This is a genomic window from Pseudomonas sp. MF6767 (assembly GCF_016405475.1).
Classification (GTDB): Bacteria; Pseudomonadota; Gammaproteobacteria; order Pseudomonadales; family Pseudomonadaceae; genus Aquipseudomonas; species Aquipseudomonas paracarnis.
Map to the genome: position 1 here is coordinate 23,663 of NZ_JAEKCY010000003.1, position 23,154 is coordinate 46,816.

The following is a 23,154-nucleotide window of genomic DNA, read 5'->3' on the forward strand; positions in this document are numbered from 1 at the left end:
TTGTTACATTTTTTCTGCGGTAAAAACAATAACAACACTGCTTGACCCCGTCGGAATACCACCTCCTTGAGTCGACGAACGTTTAGAAAACCTGTCCAGGGTTTTCACCGTGACCCTGCGTATTACAAAGCCCGAAACACCGCTCATTGATGACGCACATATCCAAAGGGAAAGGAAAATGGACTTAGCAGGTAATCGCTTCACTGTGGCGCAACGCAATCGCACCCCTCGTTTCAAGACCATACCCCTTACATCCATAGCACTCGGCCTGGCCTTATGGCTGGGCCACGGCTCCATGGCCAATGCAGACGACAATCCTTACACCTCGCAGGTATTGGAATCGGCGTTCAGGAAAGCCGTCGCCTCATTCGGCCCTGATACCGCCGTGTACAAAAACCTCAGGTTTGCCTACGCGGATATCGTCGATCTCGCGGCCAAGGATTTCGCTGCCCAGTCCGGCAAGTTCGATTCGGCCCTCAAGCAAAACTACGAGCTGCAACCCGAAAACCTGACCATCGGCGCCATGCTCGGCGACACCCGACGGCCACTGGACTACGCTTCGCGCCTGGATTACTACCGCAGCCAGCTGTTCAACAACAGCGGCCGTTACACCACCAATATCCTCGACTTCTCCAAGGCTATTATCGCCAACTTGCCGGCCGCCAAGCCTTACACCTACGTCGAGCCGGGCGTGAGCAGCAACCTGAGCGGGCAATTGAACGCAGGCCAGTCCTGGGCTGGCGCAACCCGTGACTGGAGTGCCAACGCGCAAACCTGGAAGACGCCGGAGGCCCAGGTCAACTCCGGCCTGGACCGCACCAACGCGTATTACGCCTATGCCTTGGGCATCACCGGCAAGGGGGTCAATGTTGGCGTGCTGGACTCAGGCATCCTCACCGAACACTCCGAGTTCCAGGGCAAAAATGCCCAGGGCCAGGACCGGGTGCAGGCGGTGACCTCCACGGGCGAGTACTACGCCACCCATCCTCGCTACCGCCTTGAAGTGCCCAGCGGCGAGTTCAAGCAGGGTGAGCCTTTCAGTATTCCAGGGGAATACGACTCGGCGTTCAACGACGGGCATGGCACGGAAATGTCCGGGGTGCTGGCCGCCAGCCGCAACGGCACCGGTATGCACGGCATTGCCTTCGACGCCAATCTGTTTGTCGCCAACACCGGCGGCAGCGACAACGACCGCTACCTAGGCTCCAACGACCTCGACTACAACGCGTTCATGGCCAGCTACAACGCCCTGGCCGCGAAGGACGTGGCGATTGTCAACCAGAGCTGGGGGCAGAGCTCGCGCGATGATGTGGAGAACCACTTCGGTAACGTCGGCGACAGCGCCGCGCAAAACCTGCGTGACATGACCGCCGCCTATCGCCCGTTCTGGGACAAGGCTCATGCAGGGCACAAAACCTGGATGGACGCCATGGCCGACGCGGCCCGTCAGAACACCTTTATCCAGATCATCTCGGCGGGCAACGACAGCCACGGTGCCAACCCGTACACCAACGCGAACCTGCCGTTTTTCAAACCGGATATCGAAGGCAAGTTCCTTTCGATCACGGGCTATGACGAGACCAGCGCCCAGGTCTATAACCGCTGCGGTACGTCCAAGTGGTGGTGCGTGATGGGCGTGTCGGGCATTCCGTCTGCCGGCCCCGAGGGCGAAATCATCCCGAATGCCAACGGCACCTCGGCCGCCGCGCCGAGCGTCTCCGGGGCCTTGGCGCTAGTGATGCAACGCTTCCCCTATATGACGCCCAGCCAGGCGCGGGACGTGTTGCTGACCACCTCCAGCCTGCAAGCGCCGGATGGCCCGGACACGCCGGTTGGCGAACTGACCGGAGGCCGCACCTACGACAACCTGCAACCGGTGCACGATGCCGCGCCGGGTGTCCCGCAAGTACCAGGTGTGGTCAGTGGCTGGGGCTTGCCCAACCTGCAAAAAGCTATGCAAGGGCCGGGGCAGTTCCTCGGTGCGGTAGCAGTGGCGTTGCCCAGCGGTACCCGCGATATCTGGACCAACCCGATTTCCGATGAGGCCATTCGCGCCCGTCGCGTAGAAGACGCTGCCGAACAGGCGACCTGGGCCGCCACCAAGCAGCAAAAAGGCTGGCTCGACGGCCTGCCCGCCAATGCCTCGGCCGACGATCAGTTTGAATACGACATTGGTCATGCCCGGGAGCAGGCAACACTCACCCGCGGCCAGGACGTGCTCACTGGCAGCACCTACGTCGGTAGCCTGGTCAAGTCCGGGGATGGCGAGTTGGTGCTGGAAGGCCAGAACAGCTATTCGGGCAGTACCTGGGTACGCGGAGGCAAATTGTCGGTGGACGGCGCATTGACCTCTGCCGTGACGGTAGATAGCAGTGCCGTGGGCACCCGTAATGCCGATAACCGCGTGATGACCACACTGGGCGGCACCCTGGCCGGCAACGGCACGGTGGGCGCCTTGACCGTCAACAACGGCGGGCGAGTGGCCCCGGGGCATTCGATAGGCACGCTGCGCACCGGCGACGTCACATTCAACCCGGGTTCGGTGTATGCCGTCGAAGTCGGGGCCGATGGCCGCAGCGACCAGTTGCAGAGCAGCGGGGTGGCGACCCTCAATGGCGGTGTGGTGAGCGTGTCCCTGGAGAACAGCCCCAACCTGTTGACTGCCACCGAGGCGCGCAGCTTGCTGGGCCAGCAGTTCACCATCCTCAGCGCCAGCCAGGGTATCAATGGCCAGTTTGCGGCGTTCGCGCCCAACTACCTGTTCATTGGCACTGCGCTCAACTATCAACCGAACCAGTTGACCCTGGCGATAGCCCGCAACCAGACCACCTTCGCCAGTGTCGCGCAAACCCGCAATGAGCGAGCGGTGGCGACGGTGGCCGAGACATTGGGCGCTGGCAGCCCGGTCTACGAAAGCCTGTTGGCGTCTGATTCCGCCGCCCAGGCGCGGGAGGGCTTCAAGCAACTTTCAGGGCAATTGCATTCGGACGTGGCCGCAGCGCAAATGGCTGACAGCCGCTACCTGCGTGAAGCGGTCAACGCTCGCCTGCAACAGGCGCAGGCACTGGACTCCAGCGCGCAGATCGACAGCCGTGACAACGGCGGCTGGGTACAGCTACTCGGTGGACGCAACAACGTCAGTGGTGACAACAACGCCAGCGGTTACTCCTCGTCCACCAGCGGCGTACTGCTGGGCCTGGACACCGAGGTGAACGACGGCTGGCGCGTGGGCGCAGCCACCGGTTATACCCAAAGCCACCTCAACGGCCAGTCGGCGTCGGCGGACAGCGACAACTATCACCTGTCGGTCTATGGTGGCAAACGCTTTGAGGCGATTGCCCTGCGCCTGGGCGGTGCCAGCACCTGGCACCGCCTGGACACTTCGCGACGGGTGGCCTATGCCAATCAGTCGGACCATGCCAAGGCCGACTACAACGCGCGTACCGACCAAGTGTTTGCCGAGATCGGTTACACCCAATGGACCCTGCTTGAACCCTTCGCCAACCTCACGTACCTGAACTATCAAAGCGACTCGTTCAAGGAAAAAGGCGGTGCCGCAGCCCTGCATGCCAGCAAGCAAGGCCAGGACGCGACGCTCTCCACCCTGGGCGTGCGTGGCCACACTCAGTTGCCGCTCACGTCCACCTCGGCGGTGACCCTGCGCGGTGAGTTGGGTTGGGAGCATCAGTTTGGTGATACCGATCGTGAAGCTTCTCTGAAGTTTGCCGGCAGTGACACGGCCTTCGCCGTCAACAGCGTGCCTGTGGCCAGGGATGGCGCGGTGATCAAGGCCAGTGCGCAAATGGCGTTGACCAAGGACACCCTGGTGTCGTTGAACTACAGCGGCTTGCTCTCCAACCGGGGCAACAACAACGGGATCAATGCCGGGTTTAGCTTCCGGTTCTAACCTTGAATGTAGGAGCGAGCTTGCTCGCGAAAAACGTCAACGATAACGCGTGCACCCTGGGTAAACGCGGCGCCTGAGAGTTTTTCGCGAGCAAGCTCGCTCCTACGGGATGGGATAAACAGCCTTGCGCAAATTTTGACCCACAGGTTTACAATCGCTGCTCCTGATCAGGAGTATCCCTGTGCTGACTCATCTCGATTCCCAAGGTCGCGCCCATATGGTCGACGTCACCGAAAAAGCCGTGACGTTCCGTGAGGCGGTGGCCGAAGCGCGGGTGCGCATGTTGCCCGCCACTCTGCAAATGATTGTTGACGGCGCCCACCCCAAGGGCGACGTGTTTGCCGTGGCCCGGATTGCCGGGATTCAGGCGGCGAAAAAAACCAGCGACTTGATCCCCCTATGCCATCCGTTGATGCTGACCGGCGTCAAGGTGGAGCTGCGCGCCGACGGCGTGGACGCTGTGCTTATCCTCGCGCGCTGCAAGCTCTCCGGCCAGACCGGCGTTGAGATGGAAGCCCTGACCGCCGCCAGCGTCGCCGCCCTGACGATCTACGACATGTGCAAGGCGGTGGACCGCGGCATGACCATTGAGAGTATTCGCCTGCTGGAAAAGCTGGGCGGTAAAAGCGGGCATTTCAAGGCGGATGAACAATGAGTATCAACGTACTGTTTTTTGCGCGCTACGCCGAAGCGGTGGGTTTCGACTCGCTGGAGATGGAAGGTGAGTTTGCCAGTGTTGATGCCGTGCGCCTCGCGCTGGCTGCTGACCCGGAATTCGCCGTGCTCAACGAAGCGAGCCTGATGTGTGCGCGCAACGAGGAGTTGTGCAGCCTGGACGAGCCGGTGCAAGCCGGCGATGAAGTCGCCTTCTTCCCACCCGTGACCGGAGGCTGACCATGGCCATTCGTGTGCAGGTCGAAGCCTTTGATCCCGGTGCCGAAGTCAACGCCATGCACGCGGCCAACGTGGGCGTGGGCGCGGTGGTGAGCTTTGTCGGCTATGTACGCGACTTCAATGACGGGCGCGAGGTGTCGGGGATGTTTTTGGAACACTACCCCGGCATGACCGAAAAGGCCCTGGGCAAGATCGCTGTGGAAGCCGAGCAGCGTTGGCCGTTGCTCAAGCTGGAGGTGCTGCACCGTATCGGCGCGCTGGAGCCGGGCGAGCCGATTGTGTTTGTCGGCGCGGCCAGTGCGCATCGGCAGGCAGCGTTTGATGCCTGTGCATTTGTGATGGATTACTTGAAGACGCGGGCGCCGTTCTGGAAGAAGGAAAACACCAGTGAGGGGCCGCGTTGGGTAGAAGGGCGCAGCAGTGACCACGCCGCAGCGGATCGCTGGAAGTAGCCAGCCAGACGCTGAAACCCATGTGGGAGCTGGCTTGCCTGCGATAGCATCACCTCGGAGTGACTGAAAAACCGAGGTGTCTGCATCGCAGGCAAGCCAGCTCCCACACAAGCCCGCTCCCACATTTTTTACCGCATTTCAGCTCAAGGGCGTTTGCGTTCTACAGCGCGCAACAAATGCGTCGGCGGCGTTTCACAGCTGATCTTGCGCCCCAGCAACGCCTCGATGGACGGCAACTGGTACGAGTCATCCTCGCCCGCAAAGCTGATGGACACACCCGCAGCCCCAGCACGCCCGGTACGGCCGATGCGGTGCACGTAGTCGTCCGGTACTTCCGGCAGGGTGAAGTTGATCACGTGGCTGATGCCGTCGATATGAATACCGCGACCGGCTACATCGGTAGCCACCAGCACGCGGATCTTGCCTTCACGGAAGCCTTCCAGGGTCTTGATGCGCTTGTGCTGCGGCACATCACCCGACAGTTGCGCAGCGTTGACGCCGTCGCGCACCAGGCGCTCTTCAATGCGGCGCACTTCGTCCTTGCGGTTGGCGAATACCATCACGCGCTCCCAACCGTTGTCGTTGACCAGGTTGTAGAGCAGCTTGTACTTGTCGGCACCGGCGACGGCGTAGATATGCTGCTCGACGTTTTCGCTGGCAACGTTGAGTGCTTCGATCTCGACGATGGATGGGTCGGTGGTCCACTGCTTGGCGAGGTTCATCACGTCTTCGGTGAAAGTCGCGGAGAACAGCAGGGTCTGGCGCTCGGTTTTCGGCGGCGTCTGACGAATGATCTGGCGTACTTGCGGGATAAAGCCCATGTCGAGCATGCGGTCGGCTTCGTCCAGCACCATCACTTCGACCATGTCCAGGTGCACGTCGCCACGCTGATTGAAGTCGAGCAGGCGGCCCGGGGTGGCGACGAGGATGTCGCAATGACGGGCTTCGAGGTGCTTGAGTTGCTTGTCGAAGTCCATGCCGCCCACAAACGTCATGACGTTGAGGCCGGTGTACTTGGTCAGGTCGGCGGCGTCCTTGGCGATCTGCACCACCAGCTCCCGGGTCGGGGCGATGATCAGCGCGCGCGGTTCACCCATGTAGCGTTCCTTGGGCGGCGGCGTTTGCAACAACTGGGTGATGATCGAGATCAGGAACGCGGCGGTCTTGCCGGTGCCGGTCTGGGCACGGCCGATGGCGTCTTTGCCCGCGAGGGTGAAGCCCAGCACTTGTGCCTGGATGGGCGTGCAGTACGGGAAACCCAGGTCCTGGATGGCGTGCATCAGTTCCGGGGCCAGTTTGAAATCGTGGAAGCGGGTTTTGCCTTCCTGGGGTTCGACGACGAAGTCTTCGAGTTTCCAGGGGGTCACGGGCGGTTTGGGCGCACGTTCGCGACGGGGCTTGGCCACAGGCGCCGGGGCGGGTGCGGCAGGCTTTACCTGTTCAGGCGGCGTCACCGTGGTTTTGTTCGGTGAGGCGGCGGGCGCGTTCCGGCCGGGCTGTTGACCGTCATTGCGGTTGCCGGGCTTGGGGGCAGGAGCACTGGGAACAGGCGCGAGCGGCTCAGCCTCGCTTTTGCCGAACATCTTCTTGAGTGCTTTGAGCACGGTCATCTCATTAATTGATTAAGGAATGTACGCCGGCCAGTGTAATGCAAGAATCGGGCGCGGCGTAGTGCGTCTGTCATACGGCTACATAAACACGGGATTCAGCGCAGGCGTTCAGTCAGCCAGGTGCCTATATCGTGTATCTCTTGGGGTAACACTTCGTGGCCCATTGGGTATTCCTGCCATGTCACGGTGACACCACGGTCCTTCAAATGCTCGTAGGCGCTGCGGCCCATGGCGTTCTGCACCACATCGTCGTACTGGCCATGCAGGCAGAGCGTGGGAATGCGTTGCTGGCTGGCGGATAATTCCAGGACATTATCGAAGGTTGGCGCATAGGTGGAGAGGGCGATCACACCGCCCAAAGGCCCCTCCCATTTCTTGAACGCGGTGTGGAAAACCACCGCGCCACCTTGAGAAAAACCGGCGAGGAAAATTCGCGAGGTGTCTATTCCGGTTCTCTGTTGCGCCTCAATCAGGTCTGTGACCATTTTTGCCGACGCTTCCAGTTCTTCCAGGCTGATCGAACGGGCCGGGCTCATGGCCTTGATGTCGTACCAGCTCGGCATCTCGTAGCCACCGTTAATCGTCACCGGACGCGTGGGCGCCTGGGGCAAAACGAAGCGGGTGGTCAGCAGGGTTTCCTGCAGGGCTTCGGCCACCGGCAGGAAGTCGTAGCGATCGGCGCCCAGGCCATGCAACCAGATAACGCAGGCGTCTGCGGGCTTGGCGGGCTGAAGAATCAAGGGTTCGGTCATGTCTGCTCCATAGATGTGCGGGCGCTCCGATGAGGTGCGTCGGAACGGTGCGCGACAGGTTGATCTGTTAAGAGAATGTCGCAAGGTTGAATCTTTTGCCATCGAAGCGCAGTTACAGCCACTCGGCCAAGACTCTGGTACGCGCCTTGCTATGTGTAGCTCGATGTCAGAACTCTCCCAGGGCGGTAACACTATCAGTGACTGCCGCTCGTGGGAAAGCAACTGGAATTACCGCAAAAACCTCATGCTGCTTGGCCCCAAAAAAAACCAACACGGGTCGATATCGCCTCATAAGGGTGCGCTGAGGTTGGAGCTCCGACACAACAAGAGCAATTGGAGGTTTGTAATGAAGGTATTGAAATCCACCCTGGCCATCGTCTCTGCGGCGGCTGTACTGGGTGTCAGTGGTTTTGCCCAGGCGGGCGCCACCCTGGACGCCGTGCAGAAGAAAGGCTTTGTGCAGTGCGGTGTGAGTGACGGCCTGCCGGGTTTCTCGGTGCCGGATGCCAGCGGCAAGATCCTCGGGATCGACGCTGACTATTGCCGCGCTGTGGCGGCTGCCGTATTTGGCGATGCCACCAAGGTCAAGTTCAGCCAGTTGAACGCCAAGGAGCGTTTCACCGCGCTTCAGTCAGGCGAAGTCGACATCCTGTCGCGCAACACCACCATGACCAGCTCCCGCGATGCGGGCATGGGCCTGAAATTCCCGGGCTTCATTACCTACTACGACGGCATCGGCTTTCTGGTGAACAACAAGCTGGGCGTCAAGAGCGCCAAGGAACTGGACGGTGCGACCATCTGCATCCAGGCCGGAACCACCACCGAGCTGAACGTTTCCGACTATTTCCGCGCCAACAACCTCAAATACACCCCGATCACCTTCGACACCTCCGATGAAAGCGCCAAGTCGCTGGAGTCCGGGCGTTGCGACGTGCTGACGTCCGACAAATCCCAGCTGTTCGCCCAGCGCAGCAAGCTGGCTTCGCCGAAAGACTACGTGGTGCTGCCGGAAACCATTTCCAAGGAGCCCCTGGGCCCGGTCGTGCGTAACGGTGATGATGAGTGGCTGGCCATCGTGCGCTGGGTGGGCTACGCCATGCTCAACGCTGAAGAGGCCGGTGTGACCTCCAAGAACGTCGAAGCTGAAGCCAAGGCCACCAAGAACCCGGACGTTGCGCGTCTGCTCGGTGCCGACGGCGAATACGGTAAAGACCTGAAAGTGAAGAAGGACTGGGTGGTACAGATCGTCAAGCAAGTGGGTAACTACGGCGAGATGTTCGAGCGCAACCTGGGCAAGAGCACGCCGCTGGAAATCGACCGTGGCCTGAACGCCCTGTGGAACAACGGCGGCATTCAATACGCACCCCCTGTGCGCTGATCGCTGATGGTTCTGTCACCCGGTAGGCCAACTGCCGGGTGATGTTCTGTTCCATTATTTTCGGGGCACTTCATGCAAAATCAAATCGGCGCACCCAAGCAGAAGCTCAGCTTCAGCGACCCCAAAGTGCGTGCGTGGCTGTTCCAGATCATCACGATCGTGGCGGTGGTCTCGCTGGGCTGGTACCTGTTCCATAACACCCAGACCAACCTGCAACACCGGGGCATCACCTCGGGTTTCGACTTTCTTGAGCGCAGTGCCGGTTTCGGCATCGCGCAGCACTTGATCGACTACACCGAATCGGACAGCTATGCCCGGGTGTTTGTCATCGGCCTGCTCAACACTTTGCTGGTGACCGTCATCGGTGTGGTGCTGGCAACCCTGCTCGGCTTCATCATCGGCGTGGCACGCTTGTCGCCCAACTGGATGATCAACAAGCTGGCGACCGTGTACGTGGAGGTATTCCGCAACATTCCGCCGCTGTTGCAAATCCTGTTCTGGTACTTCGCGGTGTTCCTGACCATGCCAGGGCCGCGCAACAGCCATAACTTCGGTGACACCTTCTTTGTCAGCAGCCGTGGCTTGAACATGCCGGCAGCGCTGGCGTCCGACGGGTTCTGGCCGTTTGTCACCAGCCTGGTGGTCGCTATCGTTGCCATCGTGCTGATGACCCGCTGGGCCAACAAGCGCTTTGAAGCGACGGGGGTTCCTTTCCATAAATTCTGGGCGGGCCTGGCGCTGCTGGTGGTGATCCCGGCGTTGTGCGTGTTGATCTTCGGTACGCCATTGCATTGGGAAATGCCCAAGCTTGCGGGCTTCAACTTTGTCGGTGGCTGGGTACTGATCCCAGAGTTGTTGGCGTTGACCTTGGCGCTGACGGTGTACACGGCGGCATTTATTGCCGAGATCGTGCGCTCGGGCATCAAGTCCGTCAGCCATGGCCAGACCGAAGCGGCACGTTCACTGGGCCTGCGCCCGGGGCCGACGCTGCGCAAGGTCATCATCCCGCAAGCGTTGCGCGTGATCATTCCGCCGCTGACCAGCCAATACTTGAACCTGGCGAAAAACTCGTCGTTGGCCGCCGGTATCGGTTATCCGGAAATGGTTTCGCTGTTTGCCGGCACGGTGCTCAACCAGACCGGCCAAGCCATTGAAGTCATTGCCATCACCATGAGCGTGTACCTGGCGATCAGCATCAGCATTTCTCTGCTGATGAACTGGTACAACAAGCGCATTGCGCTGATCGAGCGGTGAGGACACACCCATGACTACGCATACGTTCAAACCTGATATGCCGCCGCCGAGCAAAGTCTTCGGGCCGGTGGCCTGGATGCGCGCCAACTTGTTCTCGAGCTGGCTCAATACACTGCTGACCCTGCTGGCGATCTACCTGGTGTACCTGGTGGTGCCACCGATCCTGCACTGGGCCATCCTCGATGCCAACTGGGTGGGCACCACCCGCGCCGACTGCACCAAGGAGGGCGCCTGTTGGGTATTTATCCAACAGCGCTTCGGGCAGTTCATGTATGGCTATTACCCCGTCGACCTGCGCTGGCGCGTGGACATGACGGTATGGCTGGCCATCGTGGGCGTGGCGCCGTTGTTCATCTCGCGTTTCCCACGCAAGGCGATCTATGGCCTGGGCTTTTTGGTGCTGTACCCGATCATTGCCTACTGCTTGCTGCATGGCGGCGTGTTCGGGCTGAGCAACGTGGCGACCAGCCAATGGGGCGGCTTGATGCTGACCCTGGTTATCGCCACGGTGGGCATCGCCGGCGCCTTGCCGCTGGGCATTGTGCTGGCGCTGGGGCGGCGTTCGAACATGCCGGCCATTCGGGTGGTCTGCGTGACCTTCATCGAGTTCTGGCGCGGCGTGCCGTTGATCACCGTGCTGTTCATGTCTTCGGTGATGCTGCCGCTGTTCCTGCCTGAAGGCATGAACTTCGACAAGCTGCTGCGGGCGCTGATCGGTGTGATCCTGTTCCAGTCGGCCTATGTGGCCGAAGTGGTGCGCGGTGGTTTGCAGGCGATTCCCAAGGGCCAATACGAAGCCGCTGCGGCGATGGGTCTGGGCTACTGGCGCAGCATGGGCCTGGTGATCCTGCCGCAAGCCTTGAAGATGGTGATCCCTGGGATCGTCAACACCTTCATTGCCCTGTTCAAGGACACCAGCCTTGTGATCATCATCGGCCTGTTCGACCTGCTCAACAGCGTCAAGCAAGCCGCCGCCGACCCAAAATGGCTGGGCATGGCTACCGAAGGCTATGTGTTCGCCGCCCTGGTGTTCTGGATTTTCTGTTTTGGTATGTCGCGCTATTCCATGCATCTGGAACGCAAGCTCGACACTGGCCACAAGCGTTAGGAGTTTTTTGATGAGCGAAGCAATCAAACAGCCTGTGAGCCCTGAAGGCATTATCCAGATGCAGGGCGTCAACAAGTGGTACGGCCAGTTCCACGTGTTGAAAGACATCAACCTCAACGTCAAGCAGGGCGAGCGTATCGTGCTGTGCGGCCCGTCGGGCTCGGGCAAGTCCACCACCATCCGCTGCCTCAACCGCCTGGAAGAGCACCAGCAAGGCCGCATTGTGGTCGATGGTGTGGAACTGACCAATGACCTCAAGCAGATCGAAGCGATCCGCCGCGAAGTCGGTATGGTGTTCCAGCACTTCAATCTGTTCCCGCATTTGACCATCCTGCAAAACTGCACGCTGGCGCCGATGTGGGTGCGCAAGATGCCCAAGCGCAAGGCCGAGGAAATTGCCATGCACTACCTGGAGCGTGTGCGCATTCCGGAGCAGGCCCACAAGTTTCCCGGGCAGCTTTCAGGTGGTCAGCAACAGCGTGTGGCGATTGCCCGCGCGCTGTGCATGAAGCCCAAAATCATGTTGTTCGATGAGCCGACATCGGCGCTGGACCCGGAGATGGTCAAAGAGGTACTGGACACCATGATCGGCCTGGCCGAAGACGGCATGACCATGTTGTGCGTGACCCACGAAATGGGCTTTGCCCGCACAGTGGCCAATCGCGTGATCTTCATGGACAAGGGCGAGATCGTCGAGCAGGCGGCGCCGAATGACTTCTTTGATAACCCGCAGAATGAGCGGACCAAGTTGTTCTTGAGCCAGATATTGCATTGATCGACGTTTGAAAAAATAAACCCGGCCTGGTGCCTAATGCCAGTCAGTTAAGAGCTAGAGCAGACAACCAGTGACTTGTGGCGAGGGAGCTTGCTCCCGCTGGACTGCGTAGCAGTCCCATTTTGGGGGCCGCTTCGCGCCCCAGCGGGAGCAAGCTCCCTCGCCACAGTTACCGATTCTGTCTTAACTGACTGGCATTAGCCTGGTGCCGGGTTTATTTTTGCCTGTTGGTCTGTTCAGGATGCTTGTGCCGCACGTTGTTGCTCATCTTTTTCTATGAGCAGGCGATTGAGGTCTTCTCCGACATTGAGCGCCTCGATCTCGGCCAGCAGATGCGGATGCTTATCCAGTAGGCGCATGAGTGTAAACAATGGTTCAGGAGGGAAAACCTCAGCCCTTTCGTAGCGAGAAAATGAGTTTTGCCCGCGCACAGTCAACAGCTTCACTGCCTCCTTCTGAGTGAGGTGCAGTTTGCGACGGATTCGCTTCATTTCAGCCGCGATGACTTTTCTGCCATCAATCAATAATTGGTCACTGGCATCGGAATAACGCTCTGCGCTGTCATCGTCATGATCGAATTCGATTTCCTTGCAAACCTGGCATTCCCAGCCCGCGATGTTTGGAATGTCGCGCATCATGCCGCGTGTGTTGATGGTGAAGGTGCGACCTGCGAAATACTGCATTCCATCATGGGTTCCGCAATTCACGCATTGTTGGGTTTTCATAAGGTTTTCTCCTTGAAGGAGATTACGGGAGCTTCGCCGCCTGGGCGGTGAGTCACCTTGATGTAAATCTCCGTACCGTACATCTTGATCAGATAGACGTCCTGCCATATCCGGTGGTCTGCATAGGTTGTCATTGATTTGTACAACATTCGCGTTTCAAGGGCGCAGACCGCCAACCGCATCTGGCCGATGCTCAATTCAAGTTGACGAGCGCTCTCCCGCGCAGTTGCCGTAAAGGCTCTGTGGCCCAGCCGGATGACTTGCGCCTTTATCAAGGCCAGATCGTAATGAGGTGTGTACTTTTCCATAAGACACCTGAGTCTAATAATTACCCTCTGAGGGTAATTTTACCAATCGAAAATACTGCTCCTTTCCCTGCCTAAAAACCCTAGTGCGTTGCCTTTGTAGGCGACTCCTAATAGGCTGTAGGAAAATTCATCCCATGATTGGACGAAAGCGTAAAGCCCATGACAGACATCGCCCCGCTGATCAAACGCTCTCTGGTTGACCAGGCGCTGGAACAACTGCGTCTGCGCATTGCCCAGGGTGCGTGGGCCGTTGGCGAACGCCTGCCCACCGAGCCCGAACTGTGCGCCGAACTGGGGATCAGCCGTAACACCGTGCGTGAAGCCATGCGCGTGTTGGCATTCTCCGGGTTGATCGAAATTCGCCAGGGCGACGGCAGTTATCTGCGCTCGATGACCGACCCGTTGGGCACGATGCGTGCGTTGTCTCATTGCACCCTGGGGCAGGCGCAGGAGACGCGGCAGATTCTGGAAGTGGAAGCCATCGGCCTTGCTGCGCAACGCCGTACTGCAAGTGACCTGCGAGCATTGCGCACAGCGCTGGATGCCAGCGCCGCGCTGTATCAGGGCGACCTCGAGGCCTATATCAGCGCCGACCTGGCGTTTCACCAACGTTTGGTGGACGCCGCACACAACCCGGCCTTGAGCGAGCTGTATCAGTATTTCTCCGCTATCGTCGGCGCGCAGTTGCGCCAGACCCTGAACCTTTCACCGCGTCGCCAGGCCGTGTTCGACTTGCACGTTGCCCTGCTTGACGCCGTGGAACAGCAAGACCCCGAACGTGCCAAATCCCTCTGCCGGCAGTTGATCAATGAACCCTGAAACCCAACACACACCCGAACTTGAAGAGTTGTTGATTGACGCCGAGGCCGATGATGACGTGGTGCAACACAACCACCCGCTGGTGAGCCGGCCCTGGTTGCTTTTGCTGGGCCTGATCCTGGTGGCGCTCAACTTGCGCCCGGCCTTGTCGAGCCTGTCGCCGCTGTTGGCCGACGTCTCCAGCAGCCTGGGCCTGTCGGCGGCCCAAGCCGGTTTACTGACCACCCTGCCGGTGTTGTGCCTGGGCCTGTTCGCGCCCATGGCGCCGATCCTGGCCCGACGCTTTGGGGCTGAGCGGGTGGTGTTCGGCATCTTGCTGACCCTGGCTGGCGGGATCATCCTGCGCAGTTCATTCGGGGAAGTGGGCCTGTTTGCCGGCAGCCTGATCGCCGGCGCCAGCATTGGCATCATCGGCGTATTGCTGCCGGGTATCGTCAAGCGCGACTTCGCCGCACGCGCGGGCGCCATGACCGGCGTCTACACCATGGCCCTGTGCCTGGGCGCCGCATTGGCGGCAGGGGCCACGGTACCCTTGAGTCATTACTTCGGCGACAGTTGGCCCCTTGGTCTGGGGTTCTGGATTCTGCCAGCGCTGTTGGCGGCGTTGTTCTGGTTGCCGCAAGTCGGGCAGAAGCACGGCGCACACCGCGTCGCTTACCGTGTGAAGGGGCTACTGCGTGACCCGTTGGCCTGGCAAGTGACCTTGTACATGGGCCTGCAATCGTCCCTGGCCTACATCGTGTTCGGCTGGTTGCCGTCGATCCTGATCGGCCGTGGCCTGAGTGCCACAGAGGCGGGATTGGCGTTGTCCGGCTCGATCATTGTGCAGTTGTTCAGTTCCCTGGCCGCGCCATGGCTGGCTACCCGTGGCAAGGACCAGCGCCTGGCGATCGTGGTGGTGATGCTGCTGACCCTCGGCGGCCTGTTCGGCTGCCTGTATGCGCCGCTGGACGGTTTGTGGGGTTGGGCGATTCTGCTCGGTCTGGGGCAGGGCGGTACCTTCAGCCTGGCGCTGACCTTGATTGTGCTGCGCTCGCGTGACGCTCACGTAGCCGCCAACCTGTCGAGCATGGCCCAGGGGATCGGTTATACCCTGGCGTCCCTTGGCCCTTTCGCTGTGGGCGTGGTGCATGACTGGACCAGCGGCTGGACGGCCATCGGCTGGATCTTCGCAGTGATCGGCCTCGGCGCCATCGTGGCGGGCCTGGGCGCCGGACGTGCGCGCTACGTGCGCGTCACCTTTGAGAAGGTCTAGAGATAAACCACTTCCAGCGTGGCCGAACCGTCAATCGGGGTTTGCGTGCTCAAGTCCAGATTCTTGCGAGCATTGATCACGGTCTGCACCGTGACGTGGCTGCCTATTATGCCAATGGCGGTGGGGCCGCTGACGCTGCCCTCGATCGACGTAAAACCCAGGTAGCTCCTGGAACCGATGTCGATGGGGTTGAGGTTGGACGTGCGCCATGCCAGCCCCCCGGTGGTGGATTCGGTGCCGTAGAGCTGCCCGTTGTTGCTGGCCTGGGTCTGCCGAGGATCGAAGGTCATGGAGTAGACGCCCAGGGGCGTGCCGTTGCTGTCGAAACCCAGCCCGTAGTAAATCTCGCTTTCGACCAGGGTCGAGTCGCCGCGGTTGTCTTGCATGCGCAGGGCATAACGTACCGGGCCGGTACACGCCATGCCGAAGAACAGAGTCTTGGCGGGAAGACGGGTGCGGGTTTCCAGGTTCAAGTCTTGTTGAGATATTTTGCCGTAGTCAATCAGGCCGCCGTTTGACAGTTGCGGCAGGCACGCGGCGGGCGTGACCAGCCCCTGGACGCTGAGGTCCACCGTCGAGGCCGCCAGCGCCGCCTGAGTGCTGGTCAATAATAGAAGGCTGCAAAGGGCAGGAATTTTCATGGTACGCACTCCTACAAGTAAATGATTTCGAGGGTGCCGGACCCATTGATACGCACGACATCGCGCAGATCCAGCGATTGGATGGGGGCCAGGTACGTCTTGATGCGCATCGTGCCGGTCAGGACCTGTATGGCGAGCGGGCCCGTAGTCACGCCGGTCTTGTCGGTAAAGCCCATGAGGCTGTTGGCAGCCATGGGGATCTGCCGCGCAGTGGAACTGCTCCAGGCTGCGCCATTGCTGGTGGAGTCGGTGCGGTACAGCGTGGATAAGCTGTCGGCGCTGAATTCCGCTGGGTCGACCGTCAGGTAGAAACGTCCGATTTTGTTGTTGCTGGCGTCCAGGTCCAGGCCATAGGCCGTTTCATCGGTGCCGCCGGTGGCTGAGCCATCGCGATTGTCTTTCATACGCAGGCCGAAGCGGGCCGGAGCATCGCAGGTCACGCTCAGGCGCACGGTGCGCGTCGGTAGCGGTGTTTCGTGGGTGGCACTCAGATCCTTGGCGTACAGCGTGCCGTAGTCCACGACGCCCTGGTCCGACAGTGTCGGTTGGCAGGCGGTCGGCGCGAAGTGGGCGCGCAACGTGAGGTCGCGGTAACGCCCGCTTGCGCTGTGGTACATCATCCCGCTGACTTCCCAGGTGGTGGCGTCGCGCACCTGGGTGGCGGCCGGGTCGGCCCAGGCGCGCAGAGTCAACTGCAACGCCAGGGTTTTCCCCTGCAATACCGTGCCTTGGTGCAGCGGCGCGATGCCATGGTCGGGCCGCCATTCCAGTACGCTGGCGCTGCTCACCGGCGCCTGGCCTGCGCCGGGCAACAAGCCCAGTTCCACCGCCCGACCGTCGAGTACGGCGTTGCCGACCTCGATGGCGTAGCTGCCGTTGGGAGTGAATTGCAGGCGTTGCGCGGAGGCGGCGGTGCCGCGATAAAACAGGCTCAGGTCCTGGGCCTGTGGGCAGGTGAACGTCAGGCTCAAACGGCGCTCGCCGAGCAGGCGTTGCGGCGCGCTGTCGCTTTGCGCCAGGCGACTCATCAAGCCCAAATCCACCAGCGGCTCGCTGAGGTTGAATTGGCATTCCTCAAAGGCTTGAGCGGTGCCGGCAAATGCGAGCAATAACCCCAGGCTCACGTAGCGCAAACAGATTGCAGGGTGCATGGCAGTAGTCCTCATGGTGTGTGGCAACGAGCAGGTGCGGTTTCGAAATACACCGTGGGGTCGGCTTTTGCCGGCAGTTGGTAGCGCAATTCACAGCGTTTGCCTTGCGAGGTGGTGATCCACAGCGCTCCTTGGTCCAGCACATTGGGCAGGAACACCTGGCTGGCGTCCTGCACCAAGGTGATGAACTCACCTGTGTTCGTCGTAACGGACGCTCCCACGGGCATGGGGTTTCCCTGATCGTCGCTGACGGTGAGCAGCATGCGGCGGGTCAGGCCCACGCCGAACTCGACCCGATCGACAGCGCCACGCCCGGCCGAGATCATGGCCAGGCCATTGTTGATGTCGGCGTTGCGCGGTAGAGAGCGGGTCTGCACTTCCACTGGGCTGCGCCCGTAGGCGGCCACCTGCGACACCACGGCCTGGCCTTGCCAGTCGGTCCATACCGGGCCACTGGGGGTGCTGAGTTTGATGCCGCTCATGTCGCCGACGGAAACCAGAGCGAAGGTGTCGCGCACCGGGTAGGGGGTAAATGTCATACCGTCGCCATGCACGACCACACCGCCGCGGGCGCCGCCCTGGTAGCTAGAACGCTCGGCATCGGAGCGGCTGTAGCTCAAGTCGAGTTGGGTATAGCGTGGTAATGCCGAAATGCCCACGCTGGTTTCCACCTCATGGTCACTGCTGTCGTGTTCGGCGCTGACGCGGTAGCTCAATTGGTCGTCAAGCTGTTCGGTCAGGCCCAGACCGGTACGGTTTTGGCCGCCGGAGTTGCGCACCCAACTGCGCAGCCGGCGGCTTTCGCCCAACGGCACGCTGACAGTGAGGTAGACCGCGTTGTCCTGTTGCTGGCGTCCGCCCATCTGCCACTCGGCGCTGGCCGATAACGAGACTGCGCCAATGCTCGTGCCCCACGCTGCGAGCGCGCGGCTGCTGCTGTTGCCCTCGAAGGTACTCGAACGTGAAACGCCGGCGCTGAATGCGCCCAGCTGCGGATGTGACCACCCCAGGTTGATACTTTGTTGATCGCGATAGCGTGAGTTGCGCTGACTGCCGTCGCGCTCGTAGGTGCTTTCCTCCAGTTCGCGGTAGCCGCTGCTGCGCCAGGAGTTGGCGGCGCTGAACGACCATCGCTCGCTCAGGCGCTGTGACCAGGAAAGATCAGTCTGCACGCCCGAGACTTTTTCCCACGACTGGGTGTTGGACAATTGGGCGGACACCTGGATCTGACTGTCCAGCCACGGCAGCCAGCCCAGGCTGGCGCCCGCCGAGCGATACTCGCCGGTCGCCAGCACGCCACTGCCCAGGGTCAGTTGCGGATGCAAGTTCCCGGTCCAACCGGCGCTGACCACCCACGGCGCCTCTGCCTCGGCCCCGCCGACGTTACGTACGCGCCCCGCTGCGACCGAATAGCCGGGTGCAGGCAGGCCGAGACCGAGCATGGCGGCGGGTACGGTGAAACGTCGTTCCCCGCCGACACTTTCCTTGACCGTGACTTCGACGTCCGAGCGCGTATTCAGGCGACGTACATCGTTCAGCACAAACGGCCCGGCAGGCACCACGGTGGAGTGAATCAGCGCGCCGTTCTGGCGCACTTCTACCTGTGCCGGGCTGTTGGCGATCCCCTGGATTTGCGCGCTCTGGCCTTGCTCCTGAAGGGCGTGCTCGGTCAGCACCTGGACGCCGGTGATTTGTGCGCCGGACAACACCGGGTTATAGAGGTTGATCTGCCCGGCCTGCAGCACTGCCTGATGGCTGGCGAAGGTCCGTTGCGCGTAGGCCTCCAAGTGGGTGCTGCGCGATAAGCCATCCTGCCAGGTCTGCACTTGGCGGCTGCGCACGATCCAGTCGCCGGCGTTGAAGCCGACTTCGGTGTTGGCTGAACCAAACCGGCTGGCGTCTTCGCCAAAGCGGTTGTAGAACCCGCTCAGGTCGTAGTTGAGCATCCCGGCAAACCCGCCGGTCTGGTAGCCCGAGATGTCCTGTTGCACGGGGCGCAGTGCTTCGGTGGGCACGACCAGTGCCAACGTCAGTGTCGACGGGTCCGGTTCCACCAGACTTTGCGGATACCGCACGAGCAAATCCTGACAACCCACGGGTTCAGCGGGTATCACCAGGTTGGCGGCGTCCAGCAACGCACGATCCAGGCAGGGGTTGCCCTGTTGATCGAAACTGACCTCCAGGCGTCCCCGGCGCAGGCCATTGACCCGCAGGTTGACGCTATGACGGCCGGCGGCAAAGCGCGGTGTTGCCAGCAGCAGGCTGGCCAACTGTGGATCGATGCCGCGCTGATGCAAGGTCTGGGCGTCGAAGCCTGCGGGGCTGGTGTCGTCGGCCCACGCCTTGTCCGGCATAAGCGCATACAGCAGCAACACCAGCGGCAAGGCTGGGCGAATGGGCACGGCTTCGCCGTCACGGTAACTCAATACTGTTTTCACGCAAGGTACTCGCTTAGTGAACGCACAGCCCTCATTGGGTTCGGGGCTTTGGGCGTTCTGGTGACGGTCGATAAGCCGTCACTTCGTTATCCAGGCGGCGGTCTTGGCGACGCCTGTGGTTTTCTGTCAGAGGGTGATGGGGGCGTCGTAGGCCTTGACCGCAAACCCGTACACAGTGGCCGGTTGCAGCCTCACCGTCTTGGCTTGGCCACCGCTGGCAGGCACGCTCAAGGCTTCACCTGGCAGCACGTAGGTGCGCGGCAGCATCGCCTTGCCGTCGCCGGGCAACAGCCGCAGCTCCTGGGCCAGGCGCACCACATAGGGCGTGTCATTACGCACCTGCAATTGGCCGTCGCGCAGGGTCCATGTCAGGCCGGTCCAGGGGCTGCGATTGGGTGCCAGGCCCTTGGGATGCACAATCACCGGCAGGTTCTGGCGCACGGTCACGCCCACGCGGGCATGACCGGCGGCAGTGGCTGCGCGGCCCTGGGGCATGCCTTCGAACACGGCGCGTTTGAGCCGCTGGGTGAGCAACGGTTTTTGGTTTTGCAGAATAAAGCGCACCAACTGGGATTTGGACGCTTCGACTCGAGACAGCGGCGGCGTCACCACCAGCAGGGGTTCGGTGTCTTCCGGAATGTCCTGCAAGGTCACATGCAACAGCGAGAGCTGGCTGTCGGAGTTGGTCACCGAAACGGAAGCTTCACCATCGGCCTCGTGGACGATCACCACGGATGTGTCCGGGACCATGCCGTCAGCCTTTGCTTGGTTGCCGAATATCAGCAGCAGGGCAATAAGGCCGAACGCGGTGTTTGAGCATGTCATCGTCATGATGGGTTTTCCATTAGGCGAAATGAGTGGGTCAGAGGTAACGCAAATCCAGAACGATGGAGCCGTCGAGGGGCACTTCTTGATTCAGGGTCAGGTACTGCGAAAAGTTGATGGCGGTGTCCACTTGAAGCTGGACCCTCTACTGGCTGATGAAGTCGGGCTGACGGTCGCCCGCCGGGGCGAAGGCCATATAGGATCGTGGATAGCCATTGGGCTCGGGCGTCCAGCTCTCGCCGCTGTTGGTGGAGGCCAGGACTTGCATGGCCTGGGAGTCCCCCACTGGGTTGCGGTACGACAACGCCACGGAGCCGAGGCGTTCGTCCGGTGCATGGATGTTCCTGCCCAGCCCATAGAAATAATCCGGTGCCAGGGAAGACTCCGCACGATTGTCGATACCCACCAGCGCAAACAGCATGGGCCTGGCGCATTGCACCTGCAGTTCGAGTTGCCGGCTGGGCAGCACGGTGAATTCGTCGACAAGGAGGGTGTGTGCGGGGATCTTTCCGTGGTCGACGAAACCTTCATCCGACAGCTCGATATAGCAGGCATCCGGTGTCACACGACCGGTTACCGTAAGGTCGACAGCGGTGCCCGCACTGGCCTTGGCCGCAGCGCACAGGGATAACCACAACACGGCAAGGCAACGGGTGAACTTAGTCATCGATTCATCACTGGCACAGGTGAACACAGCCCACGGCGAAGCCCATGCCCATCAAGGATGAGGGCATGGGGCGCCATGGGTCAGAGGTACTTCACTTCAAGGGTGGCGGAGCCGTCGATGGTCACTTCGTTGCTCAGGTCCAGGCCGTCGGCGCGGTGAATTGCAGTGCTTACACCCACATCAACGCTCAAGTCCTTGACCGCCAGGGGCAGGGTAAGGTCCTCCATTGAGGCAACTGACATGTACAGGCCTGGGTCCAGGAACTTCTCTTTGAACCAGGTCTGGCCCTGGTCAGTGGAACCGATCGTCTGCACTACAACGCCATCATCGGCGACCGGGTTGCTCAAGGTGAGGTAGTAGTAACCCAGTTTCTGGGTATCGTTGATAAAACCCAGGCCAAAGTACGAGCTGTCCATGCTGGAACTTGCACGGTTATCGATCGGGTGCAGGGCAAACTGAATCGGAGCGTCACAGTTGACCGTCATCGTCAGGGTGCGTTTATCCAGATATGTTGCGTCGTCCAGATTCAGATCCTTGGCGGAAATCTTGCCGTGGTCGACCACGCCACCACCGGACAAGCTGGGTGTGCAAGCGCTGGGCACGATCAGCCCCTTGACGGTCAGGTCAACGGACGATGCAGCGAAGGTTGTCGCCGAGCCGAGCAGCAATACGCCGGCGGCCAGGGTGGTCAATCGGGTTTTCATCGTAGGGACTCCTTAAAGGTAATTGACTTGTACGGTGGCGTGACCGTCGATAGGGACTTCGTCGGTCAACGTCAGGTTGTTGGCAGGTGCGATGTGGGTGATCAGGCGGATCTCGGCGTCCAGTTCCTGAACTGCAATCGGTATCACGTCGTCGCTGTGGGCGATCGCCGTCAGCAAGGTATGGCTGAGCATCACCGAAGGCATCCAGGTCACGCCGCCATCCCTTGAGGTGATGGTGCGCACGGAGACGCCGTCGGCCACGGGCATATAGAGACCCAGCCCGGCATCGCCGACTTTTTCATCACTGGGTGTGGTGCCCAGCCCATGCCAGCTGAAGTGGCTGGCGGCGGTGCCTGAACGGTTGTCGATGGTGTTGAGGGTGAAGTACGTCGGCCCGTCGCAGCGCACACTCAACAGCATGGTTTCTCTGGGCAGATCGGTGTAGGTGTCGGTGTTGAGGTCCTTGACCGACACCTTGCCGAAGTCCACAGTCCCGCCGCCGGCGATGACTGGTGAGCAAGCGCTGGGGGTGATGCTGCCGCGTACGAGCAAGTCTGTGTTGCTGGCGGCGAATGCGGTCGGGCAGAGCAGCAAGGCGCCTATCAGGCCGGATGCAAAAACATTCATGTCAGTGAATCTCCTTGGGCATGGGGCAGAGGCTTTATAGGTATTTGACTTCAAGCGTGGCGGACCCGTTGATTGGAACCTCTGTGGTCAGATCCATTCCTGCTGTCGGCGCGATGATGGTTGCCACCATGAGGTCTGCCAACACCTGCTGGACCGGGGTGGGTGCCCACCTGCCGGTGGTGTTGTCGCCAAACGAAGCGAGGTAGGAGGCTGGCCACATGTCACCCGGGGAACTTGCCCGCCAGGTGAGGCCGTTATCCGAGGACTCAATCATGGAGATCGCTGCGCCATCGGCGATCGGATTGCTTAAGGTCAGGGAGAAACTGCCTAATTTTTTTCCGCTGACCAAGCCCAGGCCATAGCTGTTCATCGGATCGTGGGCGTCACCAACGTTATCAATGCCCTTCAGGGCTAGCAGGGTTGGCGCATCGCACGTGATGCCCAGTTGCAGGTTGTAACTTTTAAGCACGGTCCATCCATCCAGCCTCAAATCCTTGGCCGAAATTTTTCCGTGGTCGACAATCCCGCCGCTTGAAAGGCTAGGTGCACAGGCGCTGGGTGTGATCAGCCCTTTGACGGCCAAGTCCACGCTGCTGGCTGCGAATACCGATGAACTCATGGCGAGCAGCAGGGCACTGCTCAATAGGGCTACAGGGCTCTTCATTTTTCTGTTTTTTCCATTGCAGGCTGGCAGATAGAGGTGCGTGCAACGCAACGCCCGCTTCGGTGTCGGCGGGTGGTTGTCGGTGCGACGGTCTCGATATTTTTTGCGGCTGCCGGGGAGTGGCAAGCCGTCCCTCTTTTGGGGTGGGGCACAATTTAGCGAGAGGTGTGCGCGGGGGAAATACAACTAATACGACATTG

General features: G+C 60.8%; 22 protein-coding genes. 10 read left to right on the plus strand and 12 right to left on the minus strand.

The annotated features are described in order from the left end of the window. The first annotated feature begins 178 nt into the window (after positions 1-178). From JFT58_RS06210 to moaE, 4 genes are all read left to right on the plus strand, one after another. Positions 179-3,907 carry an autotransporter domain-containing protein gene (locus JFT58_RS06210; protein WP_054898980.1) on the plus strand — a complete coding sequence of 1,243 codons (3,729 nt, stop codon included), beginning with the start codon at positions 179-181 and terminating at the stop codon, positions 3,905-3,907. Between the two features lie 181 nt (positions 3,908-4,088). Next, positions 4,089-4,562: a cyclic pyranopterin monophosphate synthase MoaC gene (gene moaC / locus JFT58_RS06215; protein WP_054898979.1), complete on the plus strand. Its 474-nt coding sequence runs from the start codon at positions 4,089-4,091 to the stop codon at positions 4,560-4,562. Then, the gene (gene moaD / locus JFT58_RS06220) at positions 4,559-4,801 is read left to right on the plus strand and encodes a molybdopterin converting factor subunit 1 (RefSeq protein ID WP_032903342.1); all 243 of its coding nucleotides are present in this window, start codon (positions 4,559-4,561) and stop codon (positions 4,799-4,801) included. Before moaC ends, moaD begins: the two co-directional genes overlap by 4 nt. Positions 4,802-4,803: 2 nt before the next feature. Continuing rightward, positions 4,804-5,253 (plus strand): molybdopterin synthase catalytic subunit MoaE, encoded by a 450-nt coding sequence (gene moaE, locus JFT58_RS06225; protein WP_054898978.1) that lies wholly within the window; start codon positions 4,804-4,806, stop codon positions 5,251-5,253. A 143-nt stretch (positions 5,254-5,396) separates the two neighbouring features. On the opposite strand, the gene rhlB is transcribed toward moaE, so the two are convergent. Both rhlB and JFT58_RS06235 read right to left on the minus strand, forming a co-directional pair. Next, complete coding sequence (gene rhlB / locus JFT58_RS06230) at positions 5,397-6,863, minus strand: ATP-dependent RNA helicase RhlB (RefSeq protein WP_034128699.1); 1,467 nt, start codon at positions 6,861-6,863, stop codon at positions 5,397-5,399. A 95-nt stretch (positions 6,864-6,958) separates the two neighbouring features. Then, on the minus strand, positions 6,959-7,615 hold the full coding sequence (locus tag JFT58_RS06235) for an alpha/beta hydrolase (RefSeq protein ID WP_054898977.1): 657 nt from the start codon (positions 7,613-7,615) through the stop codon (positions 6,959-6,961). Positions 7,616-7,961: 346 nt separating this feature from the next. On the opposite strand from JFT58_RS06235, the gene JFT58_RS06240 reads away from it, so the two are divergent. The 4 genes from JFT58_RS06240 (at position 7,962) to JFT58_RS06255 (ending at position 12,130) form a co-directional block, all read left to right on the plus strand. Next, positions 7,962-8,993: an amino acid ABC transporter substrate-binding protein gene (locus JFT58_RS06240; protein ID WP_034128697.1), complete on the plus strand. Its 1,032-nt coding sequence runs from the start codon at positions 7,962-7,964 to the stop codon at positions 8,991-8,993. Positions 8,994-9,065: 72 nt separating this feature from the next. After that, positions 9,066-10,247, plus strand: a complete 1,182-nt coding sequence (locus JFT58_RS06245; protein WP_054898976.1) for an amino acid ABC transporter permease — start codon at positions 9,066-9,068, stop codon at positions 10,245-10,247. Between the two features lie 10 nt (positions 10,248-10,257). Then, the gene (locus JFT58_RS06250; RefSeq protein ID WP_014717022.1) at positions 10,258-11,355 is read left to right on the plus strand and encodes an amino acid ABC transporter permease; all 1,098 of its coding nucleotides are present in this window, start codon (positions 10,258-10,260) and stop codon (positions 11,353-11,355) included. Positions 11,356-11,365: 10 nt separating this feature from the next. Further along, positions 11,366-12,130 carry an amino acid ABC transporter ATP-binding protein gene (locus JFT58_RS06255; protein WP_010444394.1) on the plus strand — a complete coding sequence of 255 codons (765 nt, stop codon included), beginning with the start codon at positions 11,366-11,368 and terminating at the stop codon, positions 12,128-12,130. 236 nt (positions 12,131-12,366) lie between these two features. Here the strand turns inward: JFT58_RS06255 and JFT58_RS06260 are convergent, their stop codons facing one another. Beyond that, positions 12,367-12,855 carry a type II toxin-antitoxin system MqsA family antitoxin gene (locus JFT58_RS06260; protein WP_054897718.1) on the minus strand — a complete coding sequence of 163 codons (489 nt, stop codon included), beginning with the start codon at positions 12,853-12,855 and terminating at the stop codon, positions 12,367-12,369. Next, positions 12,852-13,163, minus strand: coding sequence for a type II toxin-antitoxin system MqsR family toxin (locus JFT58_RS06265; RefSeq protein ID WP_054897719.1), 312 nt, complete (start codon positions 13,161-13,163; stop codon positions 12,852-12,854). Before JFT58_RS06265 ends, JFT58_RS06260 begins: the two co-directional genes overlap by 4 nt. Before the next feature lie 159 nt (positions 13,164-13,322). Here JFT58_RS06265 and JFT58_RS06270 point away from each other — a divergent pair, with 159 nt between their 5' ends. Both JFT58_RS06270 and JFT58_RS06275 read left to right on the plus strand, forming a co-directional pair. Next, the gene (locus tag JFT58_RS06270; protein ID WP_054897720.1) at positions 13,323-13,982 is read left to right on the plus strand and encodes a FadR/GntR family transcriptional regulator; all 660 of its coding nucleotides are present in this window, start codon (positions 13,323-13,325) and stop codon (positions 13,980-13,982) included. Then, positions 13,972-15,237: a CynX/NimT family MFS transporter gene (locus JFT58_RS06275; protein ID WP_054897721.1), complete on the plus strand. Its 1,266-nt coding sequence runs from the start codon at positions 13,972-13,974 to the stop codon at positions 15,235-15,237. The genes JFT58_RS06270 and JFT58_RS06275 overlap by 11 nt, the downstream gene beginning before the upstream one ends. On the opposite strand, the gene JFT58_RS06280 is transcribed toward JFT58_RS06275, so the two are convergent. The 8 genes from JFT58_RS06280 to JFT58_RS06315 all read right to left on the minus strand — a co-directional run bounded on the left by JFT58_RS06280 (position 15,234) and on the right by JFT58_RS06315 (position 23,080). After that, positions 15,234-15,878, minus strand: a complete 645-nt coding sequence (locus tag JFT58_RS06280; RefSeq protein WP_054897722.1) for a DUF1120 domain-containing protein — start codon at positions 15,876-15,878, stop codon at positions 15,234-15,236. The two genes, JFT58_RS06275 and JFT58_RS06280, sit on opposite strands and share 4 nt — an antisense overlap. Before the next feature lie 11 nt (positions 15,879-15,889). Continuing rightward, positions 15,890-17,029 (minus strand): DUF1120 domain-containing protein, encoded by a 1,140-nt coding sequence (locus tag JFT58_RS06285; protein WP_054897723.1) that lies wholly within the window; start codon positions 17,027-17,029, stop codon positions 15,890-15,892. Positions 17,030-17,040: 11 nt separating this feature from the next. Further along, positions 17,041-19,455 carry a fimbria/pilus outer membrane usher protein gene (locus tag JFT58_RS06290; RefSeq protein ID WP_054897757.1) on the minus strand — a complete coding sequence of 805 codons (2,415 nt, stop codon included), beginning with the start codon at positions 19,453-19,455 and terminating at the stop codon, positions 17,041-17,043. A 138-nt stretch (positions 19,456-19,593) separates the two neighbouring features. Next, positions 19,594-20,298 (minus strand): fimbria/pilus chaperone family protein, encoded by a 705-nt coding sequence (locus JFT58_RS06295; protein ID WP_034128691.1) that lies wholly within the window; start codon positions 20,296-20,298, stop codon positions 19,594-19,596. A 139-nt stretch (positions 20,299-20,437) separates the two neighbouring features. Continuing rightward, complete coding sequence (locus JFT58_RS06300) at positions 20,438-20,959, minus strand: DUF1120 domain-containing protein (protein ID WP_332875129.1); 522 nt, start codon at positions 20,957-20,959, stop codon at positions 20,438-20,440. An 80-nt stretch (positions 20,960-21,039) separates the two neighbouring features. Further along, entirely contained in the window at positions 21,040-21,663 is a 624-nt protein-coding gene (locus JFT58_RS06305; protein WP_054897725.1) for a DUF1120 domain-containing protein, read from the minus strand. A gap of 12 nt (positions 21,664-21,675) precedes the next feature. Next, entirely contained in the window at positions 21,676-22,290 is a 615-nt protein-coding gene (locus tag JFT58_RS06310) for a DUF1120 domain-containing protein (protein WP_054897726.1), read from the minus strand. Positions 22,291-22,324: 34 nt separating this feature from the next. Beyond that, positions 22,325-23,080, minus strand: coding sequence for a DUF1120 domain-containing protein (locus JFT58_RS06315; RefSeq protein ID WP_306664677.1), 756 nt, complete (start codon positions 23,078-23,080; stop codon positions 22,325-22,327). Between the last annotated feature and the right edge of the window lie 74 nt (positions 23,081-23,154).

Coding starts and splice junctions, on each gene's coding strand:
- JFT58_RS06255 (WP_010444394.1), top strand. CDS start 11,366: ATGAGCGAAGCAATCAAACAGCCTGTGAGCCCTGAAGGCATTATCCAG.
- JFT58_RS06265 (WP_054897719.1), bottom strand. CDS start 13,163: ATGGAAAAGTACACACCTCATTACGATCTGGCCTTGATAAAGGCGCAA.
- JFT58_RS06300 (WP_332875129.1), bottom strand. CDS start 20,959: ATGACTAAGTTCACCCGTTGCCTTGCCGTGTTGTGGTTATCCCTGTGC.
- JFT58_RS06280 (WP_054897722.1), bottom strand. CDS start 15,878: ATGAAAATTCCTGCCCTTTGCAGCCTTCTATTATTGACCAGCACTCAG.
- JFT58_RS06305 (WP_054897725.1), bottom strand. CDS start 21,663: ATGAAAACCCGATTGACCACCCTGGCCGCCGGCGTATTGCTGCTCGGC.
- JFT58_RS06275 (WP_054897721.1), top strand. CDS start 13,972: ATGAACCCTGAAACCCAACACACACCCGAACTTGAAGAGTTGTTGATT.
- moaD (WP_032903342.1), top strand. CDS start 4,559: ATGAGTATCAACGTACTGTTTTTTGCGCGCTACGCCGAAGCGGTGGGT.
- JFT58_RS06235 (WP_054898977.1), bottom strand. CDS start 7,615: ATGACCGAACCCTTGATTCTTCAGCCCGCCAAGCCCGCAGACGCCTGC.
- moaE (WP_054898978.1), top strand. CDS start 4,804: ATGGCCATTCGTGTGCAGGTCGAAGCCTTTGATCCCGGTGCCGAAGTC.
- JFT58_RS06285 (WP_054897723.1), bottom strand. CDS start 17,029: ATGCACCCTGCAATCTGTTTGCGCTACGTGAGCCTGGGGTTATTGCTC.
- JFT58_RS06295 (WP_034128691.1), bottom strand. CDS start 20,298: ATGACGATGACATGCTCAAACACCGCGTTCGGCCTTATTGCCCTGCTG.
- JFT58_RS06310 (WP_054897726.1), bottom strand. CDS start 22,290: ATGAATGTTTTTGCATCCGGCCTGATAGGCGCCTTGCTGCTCTGCCCG.
- JFT58_RS06270 (WP_054897720.1), top strand. CDS start 13,323: ATGACAGACATCGCCCCGCTGATCAAACGCTCTCTGGTTGACCAGGCG.
- JFT58_RS06240 (WP_034128697.1), top strand. CDS start 7,962: ATGAAGGTATTGAAATCCACCCTGGCCATCGTCTCTGCGGCGGCTGTA.
- JFT58_RS06250 (WP_014717022.1), top strand. CDS start 10,258: ATGACTACGCATACGTTCAAACCTGATATGCCGCCGCCGAGCAAAGTC.
- rhlB (WP_034128699.1), bottom strand. CDS start 6,863: ATGACCGTGCTCAAAGCACTCAAGAAGATGTTCGGCAAAAGCGAGGCT.
- JFT58_RS06260 (WP_054897718.1), bottom strand. CDS start 12,855: ATGAAAACCCAACAATGCGTGAATTGCGGAACCCATGATGGAATGCAG.
- JFT58_RS06245 (WP_054898976.1), top strand. CDS start 9,066: ATGCAAAATCAAATCGGCGCACCCAAGCAGAAGCTCAGCTTCAGCGAC.
- JFT58_RS06210 (WP_054898980.1), top strand. CDS start 179: ATGGACTTAGCAGGTAATCGCTTCACTGTGGCGCAACGCAATCGCACC.